18 protein-coding genes are annotated in these 18,524 nt (G+C 71.9%); 8 read left to right on the top strand and 10 right to left on the bottom strand.

Translation table 11 applies throughout. The features are described 5' to 3' along the window. Positions 1 to 206: 206 nt before the first annotated feature. Positions 207 to 1,829 carry a chaperonin GroEL gene (gene groL / locus ACODT5_RS35925; RefSeq protein WP_422523260.1) on the top strand — a complete coding sequence of 541 codons (1,623 nt, stop codon included), beginning with the start codon at positions 207 to 209 and terminating at the stop codon, positions 1,827 to 1,829. 106 nt (positions 1,830 to 1,935) lie between these two features. On the opposite strand, the gene ACODT5_RS35920 is transcribed toward groL, so the two are convergent. Next, on the bottom strand, positions 1,936 to 2,511 hold the full coding sequence (locus ACODT5_RS35920) for a Uma2 family endonuclease (RefSeq protein WP_422525142.1): 576 nt from the start codon (positions 2,509 to 2,511) through the stop codon (positions 1,936 to 1,938). Positions 2,512 to 2,649: 138 nt separating this feature from the next. On the opposite strand from ACODT5_RS35920, the gene ACODT5_RS35915 reads away from it, so the two are divergent. Next, a complete protein-coding gene (locus ACODT5_RS35915) occupies positions 2,650 to 3,267 on the top strand; it encodes a phosphoribosylanthranilate isomerase (protein ID WP_422523259.1) in 618 nt (205 codons plus the stop codon). 72 nt (positions 3,268 to 3,339) lie between these two features. On the opposite strand, the gene ACODT5_RS35910 is transcribed toward ACODT5_RS35915, so the two are convergent. Continuing rightward, positions 3,340 to 3,957: a TetR/AcrR family transcriptional regulator gene (locus ACODT5_RS35910; RefSeq protein WP_422523258.1), complete on the bottom strand. Its 618-nt coding sequence runs from the start codon at positions 3,955 to 3,957 to the stop codon at positions 3,340 to 3,342. A gap of 93 nt (positions 3,958 to 4,050) precedes the next feature. Between ACODT5_RS35910 and ACODT5_RS35905 the strand changes: the two genes are divergently transcribed. The 3 genes from ACODT5_RS35905 (at position 4,051) to ACODT5_RS35895 (ending at position 7,490) form a co-directional block, all read left to right on the top strand. Next, positions 4,051 to 4,872, top strand: a complete 822-nt coding sequence (locus ACODT5_RS35905; protein ID WP_422523257.1) for an SDR family oxidoreductase — start codon at positions 4,051 to 4,053, stop codon at positions 4,870 to 4,872. A gap of 118 nt (positions 4,873 to 4,990) precedes the next feature. Further along, positions 4,991 to 5,854: a haloalkane dehalogenase gene (locus ACODT5_RS35900; RefSeq protein WP_422523256.1), complete on the top strand. Its 864-nt coding sequence runs from the start codon at positions 4,991 to 4,993 to the stop codon at positions 5,852 to 5,854. A 121-nt stretch (positions 5,855 to 5,975) separates the two neighbouring features. Further along, positions 5,976 to 7,490 (top strand): alanine/glycine:cation symporter family protein, encoded by a 1,515-nt coding sequence (locus ACODT5_RS35895; RefSeq protein ID WP_422523255.1) that lies wholly within the window; start codon positions 5,976 to 5,978, stop codon positions 7,488 to 7,490. Here the strand turns inward: ACODT5_RS35895 and ACODT5_RS35890 are convergent. Beyond that, a complete protein-coding gene (locus ACODT5_RS35890; protein WP_422523254.1) occupies positions 7,394 to 9,088 on the bottom strand; it encodes a hypothetical protein in 1,695 nt (564 codons plus the stop codon). The genes ACODT5_RS35895 and ACODT5_RS35890 overlap by 97 nt on opposite strands. 108 nt (positions 9,089 to 9,196) lie before the next feature. Between ACODT5_RS35890 and ACODT5_RS35885 the strand changes: the two genes are divergently transcribed. Further along, positions 9,197 to 9,961 (top strand): S8 family serine peptidase, encoded by a 765-nt coding sequence (locus ACODT5_RS35885; protein WP_422525141.1) that lies wholly within the window; start codon positions 9,197 to 9,199, stop codon positions 9,959 to 9,961. A gap of 27 nt (positions 9,962 to 9,988) precedes the next feature. Here ACODT5_RS35885 and ACODT5_RS35880 read toward each other — a convergent pair whose 3' ends face one another. The 6 genes from ACODT5_RS35880 to ACODT5_RS35855 are packed head-to-tail and all read right to left on the bottom strand — an operon-like array spanning position 9,989 to position 15,816. Beyond that, positions 9,989 to 10,999: a pyridoxal-phosphate dependent enzyme gene (locus ACODT5_RS35880; RefSeq protein ID WP_422523253.1), complete on the bottom strand. Its 1,011-nt coding sequence runs from the start codon at positions 10,997 to 10,999 to the stop codon at positions 9,989 to 9,991. Then, positions 10,920 to 11,963, bottom strand: a complete 1,044-nt coding sequence (locus ACODT5_RS35875) for a GHMP family kinase ATP-binding protein (protein WP_422523252.1) — start codon at positions 11,961 to 11,963, stop codon at positions 10,920 to 10,922. The genes ACODT5_RS35880 and ACODT5_RS35875 overlap by 80 nt, the downstream gene beginning before the upstream one ends. Beyond that, positions 11,960 to 12,823: a Rossmann-like domain-containing protein gene (locus ACODT5_RS35870; protein WP_422523251.1), complete on the bottom strand. Its 864-nt coding sequence runs from the start codon at positions 12,821 to 12,823 to the stop codon at positions 11,960 to 11,962. The genes ACODT5_RS35875 and ACODT5_RS35870 overlap by 4 nt, the downstream gene beginning before the upstream one ends. 38 nt (positions 12,824 to 12,861) lie before the next feature. Continuing rightward, positions 12,862 to 13,659 carry an ABC transporter ATP-binding protein gene (locus ACODT5_RS35865; protein ID WP_422525140.1) on the bottom strand — a complete coding sequence of 266 codons (798 nt, stop codon included), beginning with the start codon at positions 13,657 to 13,659 and terminating at the stop codon, positions 12,862 to 12,864. A gap of 14 nt (positions 13,660 to 13,673) precedes the next feature. Further along, positions 13,674 to 14,795 (bottom strand): FecCD family ABC transporter permease, encoded by a 1,122-nt coding sequence (locus ACODT5_RS35860; RefSeq protein ID WP_422523250.1) that lies wholly within the window; start codon positions 14,793 to 14,795, stop codon positions 13,674 to 13,676. Then, positions 14,785 to 15,816 carry an ABC transporter substrate-binding protein gene (locus tag ACODT5_RS35855; protein ID WP_422523249.1) on the bottom strand — a complete coding sequence of 344 codons (1,032 nt, stop codon included), beginning with the start codon at positions 15,814 to 15,816 and terminating at the stop codon, positions 14,785 to 14,787. Before ACODT5_RS35855 ends, ACODT5_RS35860 begins: the two co-directional genes overlap by 11 nt. Positions 15,817 to 16,020: 204 nt before the next feature. Between ACODT5_RS35855 and ACODT5_RS35850 the strand changes: the two genes are divergently transcribed. Further along, positions 16,021 to 17,283 (top strand): MFS transporter, encoded by a 1,263-nt coding sequence (locus ACODT5_RS35850; RefSeq protein WP_422523248.1) that lies wholly within the window; start codon positions 16,021 to 16,023, stop codon positions 17,281 to 17,283. Between the two features lie 11 nt (positions 17,284 to 17,294). Here ACODT5_RS35850 and ACODT5_RS35845 read toward each other — a convergent pair whose 3' ends face one another. Further along, a complete protein-coding gene (locus tag ACODT5_RS35845) occupies positions 17,295 to 17,963 on the bottom strand; it encodes a LysE family translocator (RefSeq protein ID WP_422523247.1) in 669 nt (222 codons plus the stop codon). 26 nt (positions 17,964 to 17,989) lie between these two features. On the opposite strand from ACODT5_RS35845, the gene ACODT5_RS35840 reads away from it, so the two are divergent. After that, positions 17,990 to 18,514 (top strand): CGNR zinc finger domain-containing protein, encoded by a 525-nt coding sequence (locus ACODT5_RS35840; RefSeq protein ID WP_422523246.1) that lies wholly within the window; start codon positions 17,990 to 17,992, stop codon positions 18,512 to 18,514. Positions 18,515 to 18,524: the final 10 nt, after the last annotated feature.

The raw sequence follows: 18,524 nt of genomic DNA, 5'->3' as shown, positions 1-18,524 counted from the left end.
TTGCCCGAAGCCGCTTGCACTCGGGGGGGTCGAGTGCTAATCATTGGCGTTAGCACTCTCCGGGTGAGAGTGCTACCTATACGAGGACCGGGTCAGTGAGGCCCGCAGGGTCCGGCGGGAAGAAACCGCCGGGCACGCAGGCCGTCCGTCGCGGGCGCGGGCGCGGTCCGGGAGCAATCCACCGCTGTCCGGGAGGACCACTTCAGATGGCCAAGATCATTGCGTTCAACGAGGAGGCCCGGCGCGGTCTCGAGCGAGGCATGAACCAGCTCGCCGACGCCGTCAAGGTCACCCTTGGCCCCAAGGGTCGCAACGTCGTCCTTGAGAAGAAGTGGGGCGCCCCCACGATCACCAACGATGGTGTCTCCATCGCCAAGGAGATCGAGCTCGAGGACCCGTACGAGAAGATCGGCGCCGAGCTGGTCAAGGAAGTCGCCAAGAAGACGGACGACGTCGCCGGCGACGGTACGACCACCGCCACCGTTCTCGCCCAGGCGCTCGTCCGCGAGGGCCTGCGCAACGTGGCCGCCGGTGCGAACCCGATGGCCCTCAAGCGCGGTATCGAGAAGGCCGTCGAGGCCGTCTCCGCCGCCCTGCTGGCGCAGGCCAAGGATGTCGAGACCAAGGAGCAGATCGCTTCGACGGCCTCCATCTCCGCTGCCGACACCCAGATCGGCGAGCTCATCGCCGAGGCCATGGACAAGGTCGGCAAGGAAGGCGTCATCACGGTCGAGGAGTCGCAGACCTTCGGCCTGGAGCTCGAGCTCACCGAGGGCATGCGCTTCGACAAGGGCTACATCTCGGCGTACTTCGCCACCGACATGGAGCGCATGGAGTCGTCCCTCGACGACCCGTACATCCTGATCGTCAACTCCAAGATCGGCTCGGTCAAGGACCTGCTGCCGCTCCTGGAGAAGGTCATGCAGTCCGGCAAGCCGCTGCTGATCATCGCCGAGGACGTCGAGGGCGAGGCGCTCTCCACCCTCGTCGTCAACAAGATCCGCGGCACCTTCAAGTCCGTCGCCGTCAAGGCTCCGGGCTTCGGCGACCGTCGCAAGGCCATGCTCGGCGACATCGCCATCCTCACGGGCGGCACGGTCATCTCCGAGGAGGTCGGCCTCAAGCTCGAGAACGCCGGTCTCGACCTGCTCGGCCGCGCCCGCAAGGTCGTCATCACCAAGGACGAGACGACCATCGTCGACGGCTCCGGTGACAGCGACCAGGTCCAGGGTCGCGTCAACCAGATCCGCGCCGAGATCGAGAACTCCGACTCGGACTACGACCGCGAGAAGCTGCAGGAGCGCCTGGCGAAGCTCGCCGGCGGTGTTGCGGTCATCAAGGCCGGCGCCGCGACCGAGGTCGAGCTCAAGGAGCGCAAGCACCGCATCGAGGACGCCGTTCGCAACGCGAAGGCGGCCGTCGAAGAGGGCATCGTCGCCGGTGGCGGCGTGGCCCTGCTGCAGGCCTCCTCGGTCTTCGACAAGCTCGAGCTCACCGGCGACGAGGCGACCGGCGCCAACGCCGTCAAGCTCGCGCTGGAGGCCCCGCTCAAGCAGATCGCCGTCAACGGTGGTCTCGAGGGTGGCGTCGTCGTGGAGAAGGTCCGCAACCTGCAGATCGGTTGGGGCCTGAACGCCGCGACCGGCGAGTACGTGGACATGATCGCGGCGGGCATCATCGACCCGGCGAAGGTCACCCGCTCTGCCCTGCAGAACGCGGCGTCCATCGCGGCTCTCTTCCTCACCACCGAGGCCGTCATCGCCGACAAGCCCGAGAAGGCCGGCGCCGGTGCCGGCGGCGGCATGCCGGGCGGCGACATGGACTTCTGATCCACCCCCGGGCTCCGGCCCGAAGGTAGATCGGCTGTTCTTCACGTACCGAGGGCGGCATCCTCTCCTGACGGAGGGGGTGCCGCCCTCGGGCGTTTGCGCGGCCCTAGAAGCCGGTGGTGTCGATGTCGAAGTCGAACGGCTCCGGGACGTGCAGGGGCTGGCCGAAGGAGACCGTCTTGCGGGAGCGGTATCCGTGAGGGGAGGGGTCCCAGAAGCAGGTGATCTCCGAGTGCTGCATGTCGACGACCAGATAGATGGGCACGAGCAGGCCGTACACATCCAGCTTCTCGTTCCAGTCGGCGTCCTTGGTGGAGACGGACGTGAACTCTCCGACCAGCGACAGTGCCGCTCCGTCCGCGTGGAGTCCCTCTTCGTCGAAGGCTGCCTCGTCCGCGACGTACAGGTCCGGCCCATAGCCGCGCTCCGCCGCCGCGAACCGGAAGAGGAAGGGCGAGGTGTCCGCGAAGTGGCCCTTGGGGACGTGTGCCTGGAGCTGCTCTCGCAGGAGACGCATGCGACGGGAGTAGCGCAGCTTGGAGAACGGCGACACGATGATCTTCCCCCGGATGAGCTCGGCTTTGAAGCCGACTGGCGTGTTCATCTCCGCAACCGTCTGCAGGAGGTTCTCGAACGTCGGTGGCGCCGACAGCGTGTCTATGGGTGTGGCCCGCTCGGTCATGATCGTCACCGTCATCCTCCGGATGGCGTGCTGTGCCCCTGAATGTGTGCCTCGTCCCAGGCTAGCGGCGGGCGGACCGCCATGCCCGGCCTATGGGACGGACCGCCCCAGCCCCCCGACCTTTGGTTGACTGCAGACATGACTGATGTGTTCGTCAAGATCTGCGGGCTCAAGACCGCGCACGACGTCGAGGTCGCCGTGGCCACCGGGGCCGATGCCGTCGGCTTCGTGTTCGCGCCCGGCAGTCCGCGCACGGTCGACGCCGAGACGGCACGGGAGCTCGCCGTGCACGTGCCGGACGGGGTGCTCACCGTAGGAGTGTTCCGCGGGCAGTCCGTCGCCGAGGTGCGGCGCTTCGCCGAGGAGAGCGGCGTACGGGGCGTGCAGCTGCACGGCGAGGAGGGCCCGGAGGACTTCGCGGCGCTGCGCGCGGAGGGCCGCACGCTGCTGCGGGCCACGGCGCAGCACGTGGAGCGCTGCGGGGAGTACGGCGAGGACCTGCTCCTGATCGACGCCCCGGACCCCGGCTCGGGCAAGCCGTGGAACTGGGGCTCGGCGGAGTTCACCGCCCCCGCGGGCCGCTGGCTGCTGGCGGGCGGTCTGACCCCGGCGAACGTGGCGGAGGCCCTCACGGTCACCGGCGCCTGGGGCGTGGACGTCTCGAGCGGCGTGGAGAGCGAGCGCGGAGTGAAGTCCCCGTCCCTGATCCGCGCCTTCATCACGGCAGCCCGCACCGCAAGGCCCCACCGGACCTGACGCCGAGCGCCGCGCGCTTCCGGCCGCCCGACGCTCGAGCCCCGGGCCGTAGCCCGGCGCCCCGCAGCCCGCCTAGGCGGCGGACAGCGAGTCGATCCAGCGCTCCAGGCGACGCCCTTCCGAGGCCATCATCTCCGGGTCGCGGAAGGTGTTCGTGAGCAGCGAGATGCCCTGGTACGAGGCGATCAGGGCGACCGCGAGCTCGCGCGCGTCCGCGGTGCGGCCCAATGCGAGGAACTGTTGCTCGGCCCAGTCGAGGAGCACCCGCATCACCTTGGCGAGGGTCTGGTCGAGGCCGTCGTCGCGCTTGTCGAGCTCGGAGGCGAGCGAACCGGTGGGGCAGCCGTAGCGGGCGGTGAGCTCGCGCTGTTCGATCCAGCCGGCGAGGAGGGCCTTCAGCCGGTCCTGCGGGGTGGGGAGCGCGTCCAGTGCGGAGATCAGCCCGGCCAGGTGCTGCGCGTGGGCGTCGATGGCCGCTTCGACCAGCTGGTCCTTGGTCTTGAAGTAGTAGTAGACGTTGCCGAGCGGGACGTCGGCCGCGCGCGCGATGTCGGCGATCGTCGTCTTCTCCATGCCCTGCTCGTGCAGGACCTGGGCCGCGGCCGAGACGAGGCGCTCGCGCTTGCCCTGCTGCTTGCCCTCGCGCTCGCCCTCGCGCTCGCCCTCGTACTTCGCATCTGAGTAAGTCACCTGACTAAGTGTAGACGGGTGCCGCCCGGGAGGGCTATGGTCGCCCTGGGAGTTAGTCAGTCGACTGACTCACTTCACGAGTGGGGGACCTTCATGATCGTCATCACGGGTGCGACCGGAAACGTCGGCAGCGAGCTCGTACGGATCCTCGCGGCGGCGGGGGAGCGCGTCACGGCCGTCTCCCGCCGGGCGCCGCAGGACGCCCTGCCCGAGGGGGTCCGCCACCACCGGGCCGACCTCGCCGCACCGCAGAGCCTGCGGCCCGCACTCGCCGGGGCCCAGGCCCTGTTCCTGCTCGTGGCGGGCGAGGACCCGCAGGCGGTCCTCGAAACGGCCGCGCAGGCCGGCGTACGCAGGGTCGTGCTGCTGTCCTCGCAGGGGGTCGGGACCCGGCCCGAGCAGTACGCGCACCCGGCCGCCTTCGAGGAGGCCGTCCGCCGGTCGGGGCTGGAGTGGACGGTCCTGCGCTCGGGCGGGCTCGACTCCAACGCCTTCGCCTGGGCCGAGTCGATCCGTACGCACCGCACGGCCGCCGCGCCCTTCGGGGACGTCGGGCTGCCGACGGTCGACCCGGCGGACGTGGCCGAGGTCGCGGCCGCCGTACTGCGGGGCTCCGGGCACGAGGGGAACACGTACGACCTGACCGGCCCGGCCCCGGTCACCCCGCGCGAGCGGGCCGGGGCCATCGCGGGGGCGATCGGCGCACCGGTGCGGTTCGTGGAGCAGAGCCCCGAGGAGGCCCGCGCGCAGATGCTGACCTTCATGCCCGAGCCGGCGGTGGAGGGCACCCTGGCGATCCTGGGCGCGCCGGTCGCCGCCGAACGGGCCGTCAGCCCGGCCGTCGAGCGGATCCTCGGCCGGCCCCCGCGCCCCTTCGCCGCCTGGGCGGACCGCTCGGCTGCGGCCTTCCGCTGAGGGCGCCGGACCGGCCCGGCACCCCTTCCCGTCTCTCCCCAGAGCAGCAGCAGAGCAGTAGAGCAGTAGCAGAGCAGTAGCAGAGCAGTAGCAGAGCAGTAGCAGAGGAGCAGGACCCATGCCCGTACAGCCCGTACTCGACTCGACGATCCACTACCGGGAGGCCGGTGAGCGCGCGGGCGTACCCGTGGTCTTCCTGCACGGGAACCCCACCTCCTCCCACCTCTGGCGGGAGGTGATCCCCGCCGTCGGCGGGCCGGCCCGGCTGCTCGCGCCGGACCTGATCGGGATGGGGGACTCGGGCAAGCCCGGCATCGGCTACACCTTCGCCGATCAGGCCCGCTACCTCGACGCCTGGTTCGACGCGCTCGGGCTGGAGGAGGCGGTGCTCGTCGGGCACGACTGGGGAGGCGCGCTCGCCTTCGACCGGGCCGCCCGGCATCCGGGGCGGGTGCGCGGGATCGCGTTCACCGAGACCATCGTCAAGCCGATGACCTGGGAGGAGTTCCCCGAGGGCGGCCGCGAGCTGTTCCGGGCGATCAAGACGCCCGGGGTGGGGGAGGCGATGATGCTCGACGAGAACGCCTTCATCGAGCAGGCGCCGCCCGGAACCTTCGGCCCGGGCGCCCTGGAGGTCTACCGGGCGCCGTACCCGACGAGGGAGAGCCGGCGCCCGCTGCTCCAGTGGGCCCGGTCGATGCCGCTGGGCGGGGAACCCGCCGAGGTGGTGGCCCGCGTGGCGGCGTACGGGGAGTGGCTCGCGGCGAGCCCGGACGTGCCCAAGCTGCTGCTGACCTTCGCCCAGGGGCCCGGAGCGATGACGGGCCCGGAGACGGTCGACTGGTGCGTGGCGAACATCGCGGGCCTGGAACTCGCCCGGCACGACGGGGTGTCCGCCGGCCACCACACCCCCGAGGAGCACCCGCTGCTGGTCGCGGCGGCGGTACGGGACTGGGCGGGGCGGCACGGGCTGTGGGGGTGAGGGCCGGTTGCCCCGATCGGCGGGGACGGGGCGAAGGGCGGTCGGCGCGGGCCTTCGGACCCCCCGGCGGCGGACGTAGGTCCCTGTCGGTGGGCCTTCCGCCCCGGGGAGACTTCGCATCATGGACACTCTGGATTCGGTGATCGTCAACGTCAACGATCACCTCTGGACCTACCTGCTGATTCCGCTGGTGGTCGGTGCGGGCCTGTACTTCACGGTCCGCTCCCGGGGTGTGCAGCTGCGCCTGCTTCCCGAGATGTTCCGGGTGGTGAAGGAGAAGACCCCGCCGCGCGCCGACGGCCGCAAGCAGGTCTCGTCCTTCGGCGCCTTCACGATCTCCGCCGCCGCGCGCGTCGGTACGGGCAACATCGCCGGTGTCGCCGCCGCCATCACCCTGGGCGGCGCGGGCGCCGTCTTCTGGATGTGGATGATGGCGCTGATCGGCGCGGCCTCCGCCTTCGTGGAATCGGCCCTCGCCCAGCTCTACAAGGTGCGCAACGCCGGCGGCGCCTACCGGGGCGGCCCGGCGTACTACATGCAGCGGGCGCTCGGTAAACGCTGGCTCGGGGTGCTCTTCGCGGTGACGATCACCGTCACCTTCGGCTTCGTCTTCAACGCCGTGCAGGCCAACACCATCACCGCCGTGGCCGCGGGCTCCCTCGCGGACGCGGACGGCTCGAACTGGCTCGGCCCCTCGCTCGGCGTGCTGCTGGCCGCCCTGCTGGGCCTGGCCGTCTTCGGCGGGGTCAAGCGGATCTCGTCCATCACCACCGTCCTGGTCCCGGTCATGGCGATCGTCTACCTCCTCCTCGGCGGGGCGGTGGTCCTCCTCAACATCACCGAGTTCCCCCGGGTCATCGCGGACATCGTCGGCGGCGCCTTCGGCTTCCGCGAGCTGGCGGCCGGCGGCATCGGCGCGGCCATCCAGCAGGGCATCCGGCGCGGCATGTTCTCCAACGAGGCGGGCCTGGGCTCGGCCCCGAACGCGGGCGCCGCCGCCGAGGTCTCGCACCCGGTCAAGCAGGGCCTCGTACAGTCCCTGGGCGTCTTCTTCGACACCCTCCTCGTCTGCACGATGACGGCCTTCATCGTCCTGGTCACCAACCCGGAGCTGTCGGGCCGCCAGGGCGCGGACCTGACGCAGACGGCGCTGAGCGACACGCTGGGCGGCTGGGCCGGCCATCTCCTCACCGTGGTGGTCTTCATGCTCGCCTTCAGCAGCATGATCGGGAACTACTACTACGGCGAGACCAACATCCAGTTCATCACCCGCAAGCGGTGGGTCCTGCCGGGATACCGGGCCCTGGTGCTGTCCGCGGTTGTCCTGGGCTCGCTCGGCTCGGTGTCGATCGTCTGGAACCTGGCGGACGTGTTCATGGGCCTCATGGCCCTGATCAACCTCGCCGCGATCATCCCCCTGTCCGCCATCGCCTTCCGCCTCCTGGACGACTACCTCGCCCAGCGCCGCGCGGGCCTGGAGCCGGTCTTCACCCGCGACCGCATGCCGGACCTGAAGGGCGTCCAGTGCTGGGACCGTTCCTACCTGACTCGGCCGATGCCGACCGGGTCGGTTGAAGCCGGACATGGTCCGGTGCCCCGCGAACGGTCTTCGGGGACGGGGAGCGTCATGAGCTGATCGCTTCGGTCCCGGCAGGTCTTGTCACCCGGGTGGGGTGTGCCTGTGGTCCTTGGCGGGCTCGTGTTCCCTCGCGCCCTCGGTACGGTGACGGTCTGGCCGGTAGCTCTCCGCGCGACGATCCTCTGGTCGTGTGCGGTCACACCTGGCCGACGCCGTGTCCCGTGTCCGAGGGCGCGTCTACCGATCGCCACCGAGGCCGCATGGTGCCCGGTGACGGTGGCGGTTTTCGATTGCTGCTGGAGCGGCGCCTTCCAGTGCTGGGTGCCCCAGCGGCTGGTGTAGGCGGGGTCGACCGCGATCACGACGAGGCCGGCGTGGTGGGCCATGCCGCGGAGCCGCTCGCGGAAGCGGGCGGTCGGCAGTCCGACTACGGTGCGGCGGAACGTCTTGCCGCGTTTGCCGCGCCCCATGGTTTCCCGGCCGGTGGAACGAGCATCGTCGAAGCCGAGGTTTTCGATAGCCAGACCAGCGCAGTCGTGGAGTTTTGCGAGGTGGATGAGTTCGCTGATCGCCTGCCGGAGGCGTCCGTCGCGCTGGGATGTGGGTCCGGTCAGGTCGGTGGGTACGGTGATCGGCTGGGCGACGGGGTTGCCGTGTGCGTCGACGACGCAGGCGGCGAGGTGGTCTGCGTTGAGGTCCACGGCCAGCAACCGGACTCCGGTTGCGGCCAGCTCGGCGGGCGTGGGCAGCACTGCCTTCGGGGTGGACCAGGAGGCGTCGAGGTGCCAGCGCCCGCGTTCGGGGTCATACACGATGTCGTAGCGCACCGAACGGTTGGTTGTGATCCGGTCCAGCCACTCCTCGCGGCGGTGGTTGAACGTGACCGTGCAGTCGAGCCGGTAACGGCCGCGATGCGCGTTGGCCAGGTGTCGCAACGGTTCGGGCAGGATGATCGTGACCGTGCCGTTGGCCGGGTCGACGCTGATCGTGTAGTTCCCGTACGGTGCCCCCGACTCGCCGTCTGCCGTAAGGAACATGCGTCGCGCGTCCCATTGTTCGCGCCACTCGGCCCCTGTGAGCCCAGCCTTGGCGAGGTTGTGCCGTGTCTTGGCGAGCCGACGGCCGCCGACCACGACCACCGGACGCCCGGCCTCGATCCGCCGCTCCACCTCCGCCAGGCGCACGGTGAGCGCCTGCAACCGGCAGTGCTTCTGTGCACGCTCGGCCCGGCTCGGGTAACCGCGGACACCACCCACACACTGACCGCACGGCACCGCCAGACGCTTGCGGATTCTAGCGATCGCCCGGCGCAGGGACGCCCGCTCAGCGAACAGGCAGCGCAGGCTGAGCTGGTACTGGTCCTCCGACGCACGGGTGATGGCCCCCGCCCATCGCGACGACGACGCCTCCGTCAACGCACGCTTACGCTCTGCCCGCCGATTCCCCTTCGCTGGCACCACACCGATCCGCACCCGCTCAGCCAGGTCTGCACGGGCATGCCGGCCCAGATGGTTACCGACGACCCGCAAGACCTCGGCATCATGGGCGGATGGGTGCAGACGGTCCCGGATACGGGCACCCGTCGGCGCGGATACGGTGAACGGTTCAGCCAGCGTCCGCAGTACACGCTTCCGCCGTCCCTCATCACGGGCCACCAGCCACCCCCCCACCGTCCCTGAAACAGCCCTAACGGCCTCCACTGACATTGACATCCCGGCCAAGACCGCACGTCAGTTACGACCCCGTTCACCTGTACGAGGTACCTGACGGCCAACTACGGCAACAACTCGATCAACAGTTGGCTACCCGCCACTGGTTGCGGGACGAATCGCGCCCGGTCGTACGAGTCGCGAAGGCCCCCGCCGCCGCTGCCACCGCCGCCCCCGCTCTGCGCGGGCCGTCCGCCTCCTGGGGGCTGGACCGGATCGACCAGACAACCCTGCCGCTCGACAACACCTTCACCACCCAGGGCGGTCAGCGTCCGCGTCCTGAACTGCGAGGGCGCGGGCAACTCTTCCGGGATCATCGCGGGCCTGGACTGGGTGGCCAAGAACGCCAAGCAGCCCGCGGTCCTGAACGGTTCCCTGGGCGGGGACGTGTCCGCCGTCCTGAACGCGGCGGCGGACGCCGTGACGGACGCGGGCGTCCTGCCGGTCGTCGCGGCGGGCAACTCGTCGAAGAACGCCTGCCTTGTCTCACCCGCGTCGGCGTCGAAGGCGCTGACGATCGCGGCCAGCAACAAGTACGACGAGGAGACCGACTTCTCCAACTGGGGCGAGTGCGTCGACCTGTACGCCCCGGGCGAGGAGATCGTCTCGGCGAAGCTGGGCGGCGGCTCCGTGGCCGAGAACGGCACGTCCATGGCCGAGCCGCACGTCACCGGCGTGGCAGTCCTCTACAAGGCGGCGAACCCGGCCGCGGCGCCGGAAGCCATCGTTGAGTACCTGGGGTTGAATTCCGCGAAGGACGTCCTGAAGAGCATCAGCAAGTCCTCCCCGAACGAGCTGCTGTTCACCAACGGCCTCTGACCGCCGCAGCCGCGAGGCGCGCAGCACTCACGCACGGGCACGGGCGCGGTTCCACCGCATCCGGGACCACGGCAGGGCCAGCTCGCTCCGGTCCTTCACCTCGCGCGGGGCGAGGTCCGCGATCGGGGCGGCCTCGCGGTGTCTCGCGTACACGGTGTCGACGTAGCGGTGGCCGGTGTCCGGGGCGATGAAGAGGACCGTGCGGCGGGGTGAGCGCTCGCGCTCGTGGCGCGCCGCGAGGTAGCCGGCGCCGGTCGACAGGCCGGCGAAGACCGCGTGCCGGCGCAGCAGGTCGACGCTGCCGGCGAGGGCGGCGTCGAAGGAGACCCAGTGCAGGGTGTCGTACAGCTCGTGCGAGACGTTGCCGAAGGGGATGGAGCTGCCGATCCCCGCAATGATCATCTCGGGGTCGGTGACGTGTTCGGAGCCGAAAGTGACGCTGCCGTAGGGCTGGACGCCGACGAGTTCGACGTCACCGCCCTCACCCGCACCCTCGCGGAGGTAGCGGGCGAGGGCGCCGGTGGAGGCGCCCGAGCCGACCCCGCCCACGACGGTGAGCCCGTCCGCCGCGGCGGTGGCCTCGCGGATCCGGTCGGCGATCGCGCGGTAGCCGAGGTAGTGGACGTCGTCGTGGTACTGGCGCATCCAGTGGTAGTCGGGGTGTTCGGCGAGGATCTCGTGGATCCGCTCGACGCGCCGCTTCTGGTCGAGCTTCAGGTCGCTGCACGGCTCCATCTGCTCCAGCGTCGCCCCGAGCACGGCCAGTTGGGTCCGCAGCGTGTGGTCCACGGTGGCCGAGCCGACGATGTGGCAGCGCAGGCCGTACCGGTGACAGGTCAGGGCCAGGGCGTACGCGTAGATGCCGCTGGAGCTGTCCAGCAGGGTGTCCCCGCGGCGCACGGCGCCGGTGTCGAGGAGGTGGCGCACCGCCGCGAGGGCGGAGACCACCTTCATCGTTTCAAAGCGCAGGCAGACGAGCCGGTCGTCGAGGCGTATCAGGTCCGGCCGGCCGATCGACTCCGCGATGTGCTGGTCCATGGTGAGGGCTCTCCTTGGGGCTGGGGCTGGGGCTGAGGGCGGTGGTGGAGCCGGTCGTGAAGGTGCGGGTGGCGGGGATGCCGTGGGCGTCCAGGGCGTGCAGGCAGCCGCGGACGCGGTGGCGCAGCCCGGGGGCGGCCGGATCGAAGAGCACGCCCGCCACCGCGCCGCTGTGCGCGATCTGCACGCCGACCGCCCCGACCCGGCGGGCGAGGGCGGTCAGCGCGTCGAACTCCGGGTGCCCCAGGATCTGTTGGCCGCGCCGTGCGCTGGCGGTGGCGACCGCGCCGAGCAGTTCCGCGCTGCCGGTGGCCACGGCCCGGCGCAGCAGGGCGCGCAGCCGCTCGTAGGCCCGTACGTCGCTGTCGGCCACCTCGGTGGTCGGAAGGGAGAGGGTGTCGACGGGCGCGCCCCCGCCGAGGGCGCAGCCCACCACGACCAGCGGCGGCAGCGCCGGGCCGAGGACCTCCAGGACCCGGCCCTCCCGCTGGGCGAACAGCACGGGGCGCCCGCCCAGCATCAGCGGATCGGAGGCCAGTTCGGCGCGTACGGCCAGCCCGGCGACCGTCGGGGGATCCAGCCGCAGCCCGTACGAGTCCGCGACCGCGCGCACGGCTGCGATCACGTCGCTGCTGGAGCTGCCCATGCCCAGGCCCACCGGTATCTCGCCGGTGAGCCGCAACTCCCCGCCGCAGTGCGGCTGACCGGTCCGCCGCGCGCACTCGGCGACGGTGAGGGCGGCGGCCCGCGCCGCCTTCGTGCGGTCGGCGGGTACGACGGTCAGCGCCTCTGGCGCAGCCCCGGGGCGGCGGACGAACGCGGCGCTGCTGCCGGGGCCCGCCATGGGGAGGGTGACCAGTCCGGCGCAGCGGCGCCCGGCACCGTCGAGGAAGACGCCCTGGAGGATCTCGCCGTGGTGGCAGGGGGCCTGCCCGGTGCCGGCGCGGGGAGCGCCGGGAGTCACGCGCCGCCCGCCGTCCGGTAGCGGTACAGGACCGACTCCTCGGCGCTGAACTGGGAGAAGGGGAAGGGCTCCGCGGACAGGGCGGTCACTCCGGAGCCGAGGAAGGCGCGGGCGACGGCGCTGCCGGTCTGCGCGTAGACGACCAGCGGGATGCCGCGGGAGCGGCAGCGCTCCAGGATGGTGTCGAAGGTGCCGTTGCTCAGGGTCATTCCGGTGGCGACGACGGCCTGCGCGCGCTCCAGTACCTCGTGCATGTCGTCGGTGACCGGGTCGCCCCACTGGGTGGCCTTGAGGTTGAGGTCGCACGGCAGCGGCCGGCCGCCGCGCTCGCGGATCGCCGCCACCAGCGGGTTGACGACGCCGATGAGGCCGACCTCGGCGCCCTCCTCGATGTCCAGGAGTCCGGCGATGGCCGCGTCGCGGGCCCTGGCGCGGATCTCCGGGGTGCCGGTGGGGAGGGTGACGGGCTCGGCGTCGCCCTGTTCGGCCGCCACGCGGTGGGGGCGGGTCTCGGAGAGGTAGGCGTCGAGGGCGGCGATCCGCAGCGGGCGCGGGGCCTCGCGCAGGAGGACGTCGAGCGGGGTGCCGGAGGAGTCGCGGCAGATCGACGGGTCGATCTCGCCGGCCTCGAAGGCGCAGCCGCCGAAGGAGCCGCCGAGGCGGACCAGGACGTACTGGTTGAGGTAGGTGGTGTCGCCGCCGGCCAGGCGGGTGCCGTGGTGGATCCAGAACACGCTGGTCGCGACGAGCGAGGAGGGGAGCGGGCCGTGCTCGCCGGCCAGTACGGCCTCGACGAGCGCGTCGACGGAGGGGGCGGGGGCGGGGGCGGGGGCGGGGGCACGGGAGGTGGTCGGAGTCATGGGGGGCATGGGGGTCGTCATGGGATTCCTCTTCACATTCACAGAGCGGGTCGGGACGTGTGCATCCGTGCGCCGAGCGGTCCGCGGTAGCCGACCTGCGGGTGTCCGAGGGCGTCGGTGGTGAGTTCGGCGTCCACTTCGAAGACCTCGGCGAGGCGCTCGGCCGTCAGGACGGCGGCGGGCGGGCCGGAGGCGATCAGGCGGCCGTGGTGCAGGAGCAGCAGCCGGTCGCAGTACCGGGCGGCGAGGGACAGGTCGTGGAGCGCGACCAGGACGGTCTGGCCGGTGCCGGACAGCAGCTCCATCAGTTCGAGCTGGTGCTTCACGTCGAGGTGGTTGGTGGGCTCGTCGAGCAGGAGGGCGGCCGGCTGCTGGGCCAACGCGCGGGCTATGTGCGTGCGTTGGCGTTCCCCGCCCGACAGCGCCTTCCAGGGGCGCTCGGCGAGGCCGGTGAGTCCTACGCGTTCCAGCGCGGCGGCGATCACGGCCCGGTCGGCGGCGTCGGGCCCGCGCCAGCGGTCGCGGAACGGGGTCCGCCCGAGGCCGACGATGTCCGCGACCGCCAGATCGCTGTCCGCGCCCGCGTCCTGGGCGACGAAGGCCACCTGCCGGGCGATCCTGCGCGCACTCCAGCCGCGTACGGACTCCCCGTCGTACCGGACCGCGCCCGCGTCGGGTGCGCGCAGGCCGGCCAGGCAGCGCAGCAGCGAGGACTTGCCCGAGCCGTTGGGGCCGAGCAGCCCGACGGTCTCGCCGGCGGTGATGTCGGCGCTGACGTCCCGTACGACCGGGGTGCCCGCGACCGACCAGCTCAGGGCCTCGGCGGTGATCCGCACGGCACTCACGGCACTCACAGCTCACCCCGCTTGCGCAGGACCAGGAGGAAGATCGGTACGCCGAGCAGCGCGGTGATCACGCCGACGGGAACCTCGCGGGGTCCGAAGGCGACCCGTGCCAGCGCGTCCGTCCACACCAGGAACACCGCGCCCGCCAGTGCCGTGTACGGCAGCAGCACCCGGTGCAGCGGCCCGACGAGGAACCGGACCCCGTGGGGGACGATCAGCCCGACGAAGCCGATGGCGCCGACGGTGGCCACCGCCACCGCGGTCAGCACGGCGGTGACCACGAGCAGCAGCATCCGCGTGTGCCGTACGTCGATCCCGAGGGAGGCGGCGGTGTCGGTGCCGAAGGCGAGCCCGTCGAGGGCGTTCGAGCAGAGCCAGGCCGCGGCCAGCCCCAGCGGGGTGACGACCGCGCAGACGGCGACGGTGTCCCAGCGGGCGGGTGCCATCGAGCCCAGGAGCCAGTGGGTGACGGCCCGCGTGGTGTCGGCGTCCGCCGAGGCCATCAGGACGAGCGAGGTCAGCGCGGTGAAGAGCTGCCCGATGACCACGCCGGTCAGGACGATGCGTACGGAGTCCAGCCCGGTGCGCCGCAGGAGCAGCAGGAGCAGCCCGAAGGACAGCAGTGCGCCGGCGAGCGCTCCGCCGGTGACGCCGAGGGTGTTCGCGCCGATCCCGAGGACGACCACGGTGACGGCTCCCGCGGAGGCGCCCGAGGAGACGCCGAGCAGGTAGGGGTCGGCGAGGGCGTTGCGGGTGACCGCCTGGAGCACCGCTCCGCACACGGCGAGCGAGGCGCCGACGAGGGCGGCCATCAGCACGCGCGGCAGCCGCAGGTCCCAGACGAGCGAGTCCAGCAGCGGCGGCAACGGCTCCACGTCCAGGCCGAGTCGGGAGCCGAAGACGCGGGCGAGACCGGTCCAGCCCACGTCGGCGGCGCCGATCCCCACGGCCGCCGCCACCGAGACCGCCAGGACGGCGGCGGCGAGGAGGAAGAGGCCCGCCCCGGCCACGGCGGACCGGGGTGCGACGGACCGGGGTGCGACGGACCGGGGTGCGGCGGGCCGGGGCGCGGCCGGCCCCGGCCCGGTCAGGGCGACCGACCCGGGGGCCACCGGGTCAGCGGGCATACCCGAGGTCCTTCATGCCGGCCGCGAGCAGTCCCAGGGCGTGTACGGAGCGCACCGAGGGGTCCAGTTCGATGCCGGGCACTTCGAGGATCTTGCCGTCGCGGACCGCGGCGAGCTTGGAGACGACCGGGTGTCCGGTCATGGTGGCGCGCTTCTCGGCGGCGCTGTCGCCGGGCCGGCCGCGCTCGGAGAGGTCGCCGATCACGATGAAGTCGGGGTTGCGCTTCGCGACTTCCTCCCAGGAGACCTCCGGCCAGTCCTCGTCGACGTCGTCGAAGGCGTTCTTCGCGCCGACGATCCGGCTCATCTCGCTGGGCAGGCCGGTCTTCCCCGCCACGTACGGCATGCCGTTGAAGACGGAGTAGAGGTAGACCACGGTGGGCCGTTCGGCGCCCGCGGTGCCCCCGGTGACCTTCGCGGCGTTCTCCCCGGCCTTGGCCACGGCGGTGCGCTGGTCGGCGGCGAGCTCGGCGGCCCGCTCCTCGGCGCCGAAGACCTTGCCGAGGTTCTCGTAGTCGGAGAAGAGCAGTTCGAAGGGGGTCCGGCCGGCCGGGTTCCGTTCGGGGCAGTCCACGGCGCTGACGAAGGTCGGGACCTTGAGGGCGTCCAGCTCCTCGCGGGTGCCGGCCCGGTCCTTGGTGAAGAGGTCCGCGGAGCCGCCGACGACGAAGTCGGGGGTGGCGGCGCGCAGTTGCTCGCCGGTCGCGATCTTCGGAGCGATGACGGGGACCTTGGCGTACGCGGCCTGGTACGCGGCGGGGATCTTCGTCTTGAGGTTGGCGGTGCCCGCCATCGAGTCCTGGAGGCCGAGTTCGAGCAGGGTCTCGGTCGAGGTCTGGTCCAGGGCGACGGCCCGCTTCGGCGGCGCGGCGAAAGTGGCCTGGCGGCCGCAGCTCGTGACGGTGGAGGCCTGGGCGGCGGGGGCGGCCGCGCCCTTGGGGTCGTCGGCGGCGGGTGCGGAGCAGGCCGCGGTGGCGAGGGCGATGGTCAGGGCGATGCCGAGGCGGGCGGGGTGGCGCATGGTGTCTCCGGTCTGGGCAGGACGGGTGGGGGCGGACGGGGGTGAATTCGGGCGAATGGCACCGAATTTCGGCGAATGCGGGCGTTGTCGTGCACCGGGCAAGACTGCCGCGTTCGAAGGGTACTGTAATGGTATTCATTTTCATTAAGAACCCCGGGGGTGGTTCGTGGAGCCCCCGCCCGTCCTTCAAGGAGCAAGCACACCGTGGCGACCACACCCGCGCCCCCGGCGCCCAAGACCGTTGACCCGCCCCCGCGTTCGGTCCTCCTCGACGTCCCGTTCCTGCGCCTGTGGGCGGGCACCACCGCCTCCGGCCTCGCGACCTGGGCCCTGCCCTTCGTCCTCGGGCTCGCCGTCCTCCACCGCGACCTGAGCGCCGCCGGCCTCGGCCTGGTCCTCGCCGCGCGCACGGTCGGATTCCTCGCCGCCGTCACCGTCGGGGGCGTCCTGGCCGACCGGCACTCCCGCCGCACGGTCGTCTTCTGGTCGGCCCTCGCGGCTGCGGTCGCAGCCCCCCTCCTCGCGGCCGGGCTGGGCCGCTCGCTCCTGCTGATGACGGCCGCCGCCGCCCTCGCCGGAGCCGGGCAGGGCGCCTGCCGACCGGCCTTCCAGGCGCTCACCGCCGAGACCGTCGACCCCGGGCGCCGCCAGCAGGCGAACGCCGCCATGACCATGGCCGTACGGGGTTCCACGCTCGCCGGACCCGCCCTGACCGCGCTGCTCGCGGCCTTCCTCGACGTCTGGACCCTGCTGCTCGGCATCGGCCTGCTCTGGCTGGTCGCCGCGCTCGTCCCGGGCAAGGGCCAGGGCGGGGCCGCCGGTTCCGTCACCGCTGCGCGCGCGAGTTTCCGTACCGAGTTCCTGGAGGGCGTACGGGAGGCACGCCGCCACCCCTGGTTCCTCGCCGGACTGGCCGCCCTCGTCGCGGTCATCGCCCTCGGCTACTCCGCCACCAGCGTCGCCCTGCCCCTGATCAGCCGGGACCGCTACGACAGCGAGTGGGTGCTCGCGGCGGCCATGACCGCCTACATAGTGGGCGCGCTCGGCGGAGCCCTGGTCATCGCCCGCTGGCGGCCGCGCTCACAGGGCTGGGCGGCCTTCGCGGGACTGGCGGCGTACGGATTCGCCCCGCTGAGCCTGATGCTGCCCGTGCACCCGTGGGTGGTCGTGGCCGCCTACGCCGTCGCCGGGATCGGGATCGAGCTGTTCAACGTGCCCTGGTTCACCGCCACCCAGCGCGAGGTCGCCCCGGACCGGCTGGCCCGCGTCTCCTCGCTGGACTTCCTCGTCTCCTACGGCCTGGCCCCGGTCGGCCTCGCCCTCATCGCCCCGGCCATCGATACCTTCGGCGTCACACCGGTCCTCGCCGCCTGCGCGGCCGCCTGCTTCCTCGTACCGGCGGCAGCCGCCCTGGTACCGACGGCCCGTCACTTCGCGCGGAACGCCCCGGCGGCGGAGGGGACTTAGGAAACCTCCGGTCAGGCTCGGGCTCGGGCGGGCACCTCGCGGACGAGGAGAAGTGCCACGGCGCCCAGGAGGGTGCCGGTGATGCGGCGTTGCACGGTGGCCCAGCTCGGGCGCTGCCCCAGGAAGGTGGCGATGGTGCCGGCGGCGATGACGATCAGGGCATTGACGGTCAGGCTCAGCGCGATCTGGACCGATCCGAGCGTCAGGCCCTGCGCGGCCGGATTCCCGCGCTGCGGGTCGATGAACTGCGGGATCAAGGTCAGGTACATGATCGCGGCCTTGGGGTTGAACAGGTTGGTGACCAGCCCCATGCGGAAGAGCCGGGCCGGGCTGTCACGGGGAACGTCACGGACCTCGAACATGCCCCGCCCGCCGGGGCGTAGGGCCTGCCAGGCGAGATGGGCCAGATAGAGGACGCCCGCGGCTTTGAAGCCGATGAACAGCCAGGGCACGGCGACGAACACGACCGCGAGGCCGAGGTTGCCCATCAGCATGTAGACGACGAAACCGACGCCGGTACCGGCCAGGGAGACGAGCCCCGCGGCGCGCCCCTGGTTGATGCTGCGCGTCACGAGGTAGATCATGTTGGGCCCGGGGGTCAGCGCCATGACCAGTGCGGTGAGGGCCATTCCGAGCGCGGACGCACCGGATACGGGTGAGGCCAACGAGGTGAGGGACATGCCCCTCACCCTGATGTAATGCCCTTGTGCATCTCAACCCTTACGGCGAGTACGCCGTGCTCCTCGCCCGCTCCCTGGCCGACGACTGGCCCGACACCCGCGCCGGGATCATCAAGCGGACCCGCGAGTTCGGCATGACGATGCCCTTCCCCGAGCGGCCCGACGACCACGTCCGCTGCCGGGCGGTGCTCGACGACTGGATCCGGGTCGTCGACGCCCGCGACCCGGGCGAGCGGGCGGCGATCCTCAACGAGCAGATGGCCGCCGCGACCGCCTATCCGCGCATGACCGACCACAACGGCGAGGGCTGGCACCTGCACTACCGCGACGTCGACGACGACCTGGCACGGGTCCTGCACGCCGTGTTCAGCGTCGGCACCGCACTGCACCTGACGACGCGTGGCATGAACCGCCTCGGCCGGTGCGCGGCTCACCCCTGCACGAACGTCGTCGTCGACACCTCGCGGAACGGCACCCAGCGGTACTGCTCACCACGCTGCGGCAGCCGGGACGCCGTCCGCCGGCACCGCGCCCGTCAGCGCGAACGGTGACGACTCGTGC

The sequence above is a fragment of the Streptomyces tatrensis genome (assembly GCF_049310065.1).
GTDB lineage: Bacteria > Actinomycetota > Actinomycetes > Streptomycetales > Streptomycetaceae > Streptomyces.
The sequence above is the reverse complement of the archived record's forward strand: the minus strand, read 5'-3'. Positions and strand labels throughout refer to the sequence as shown.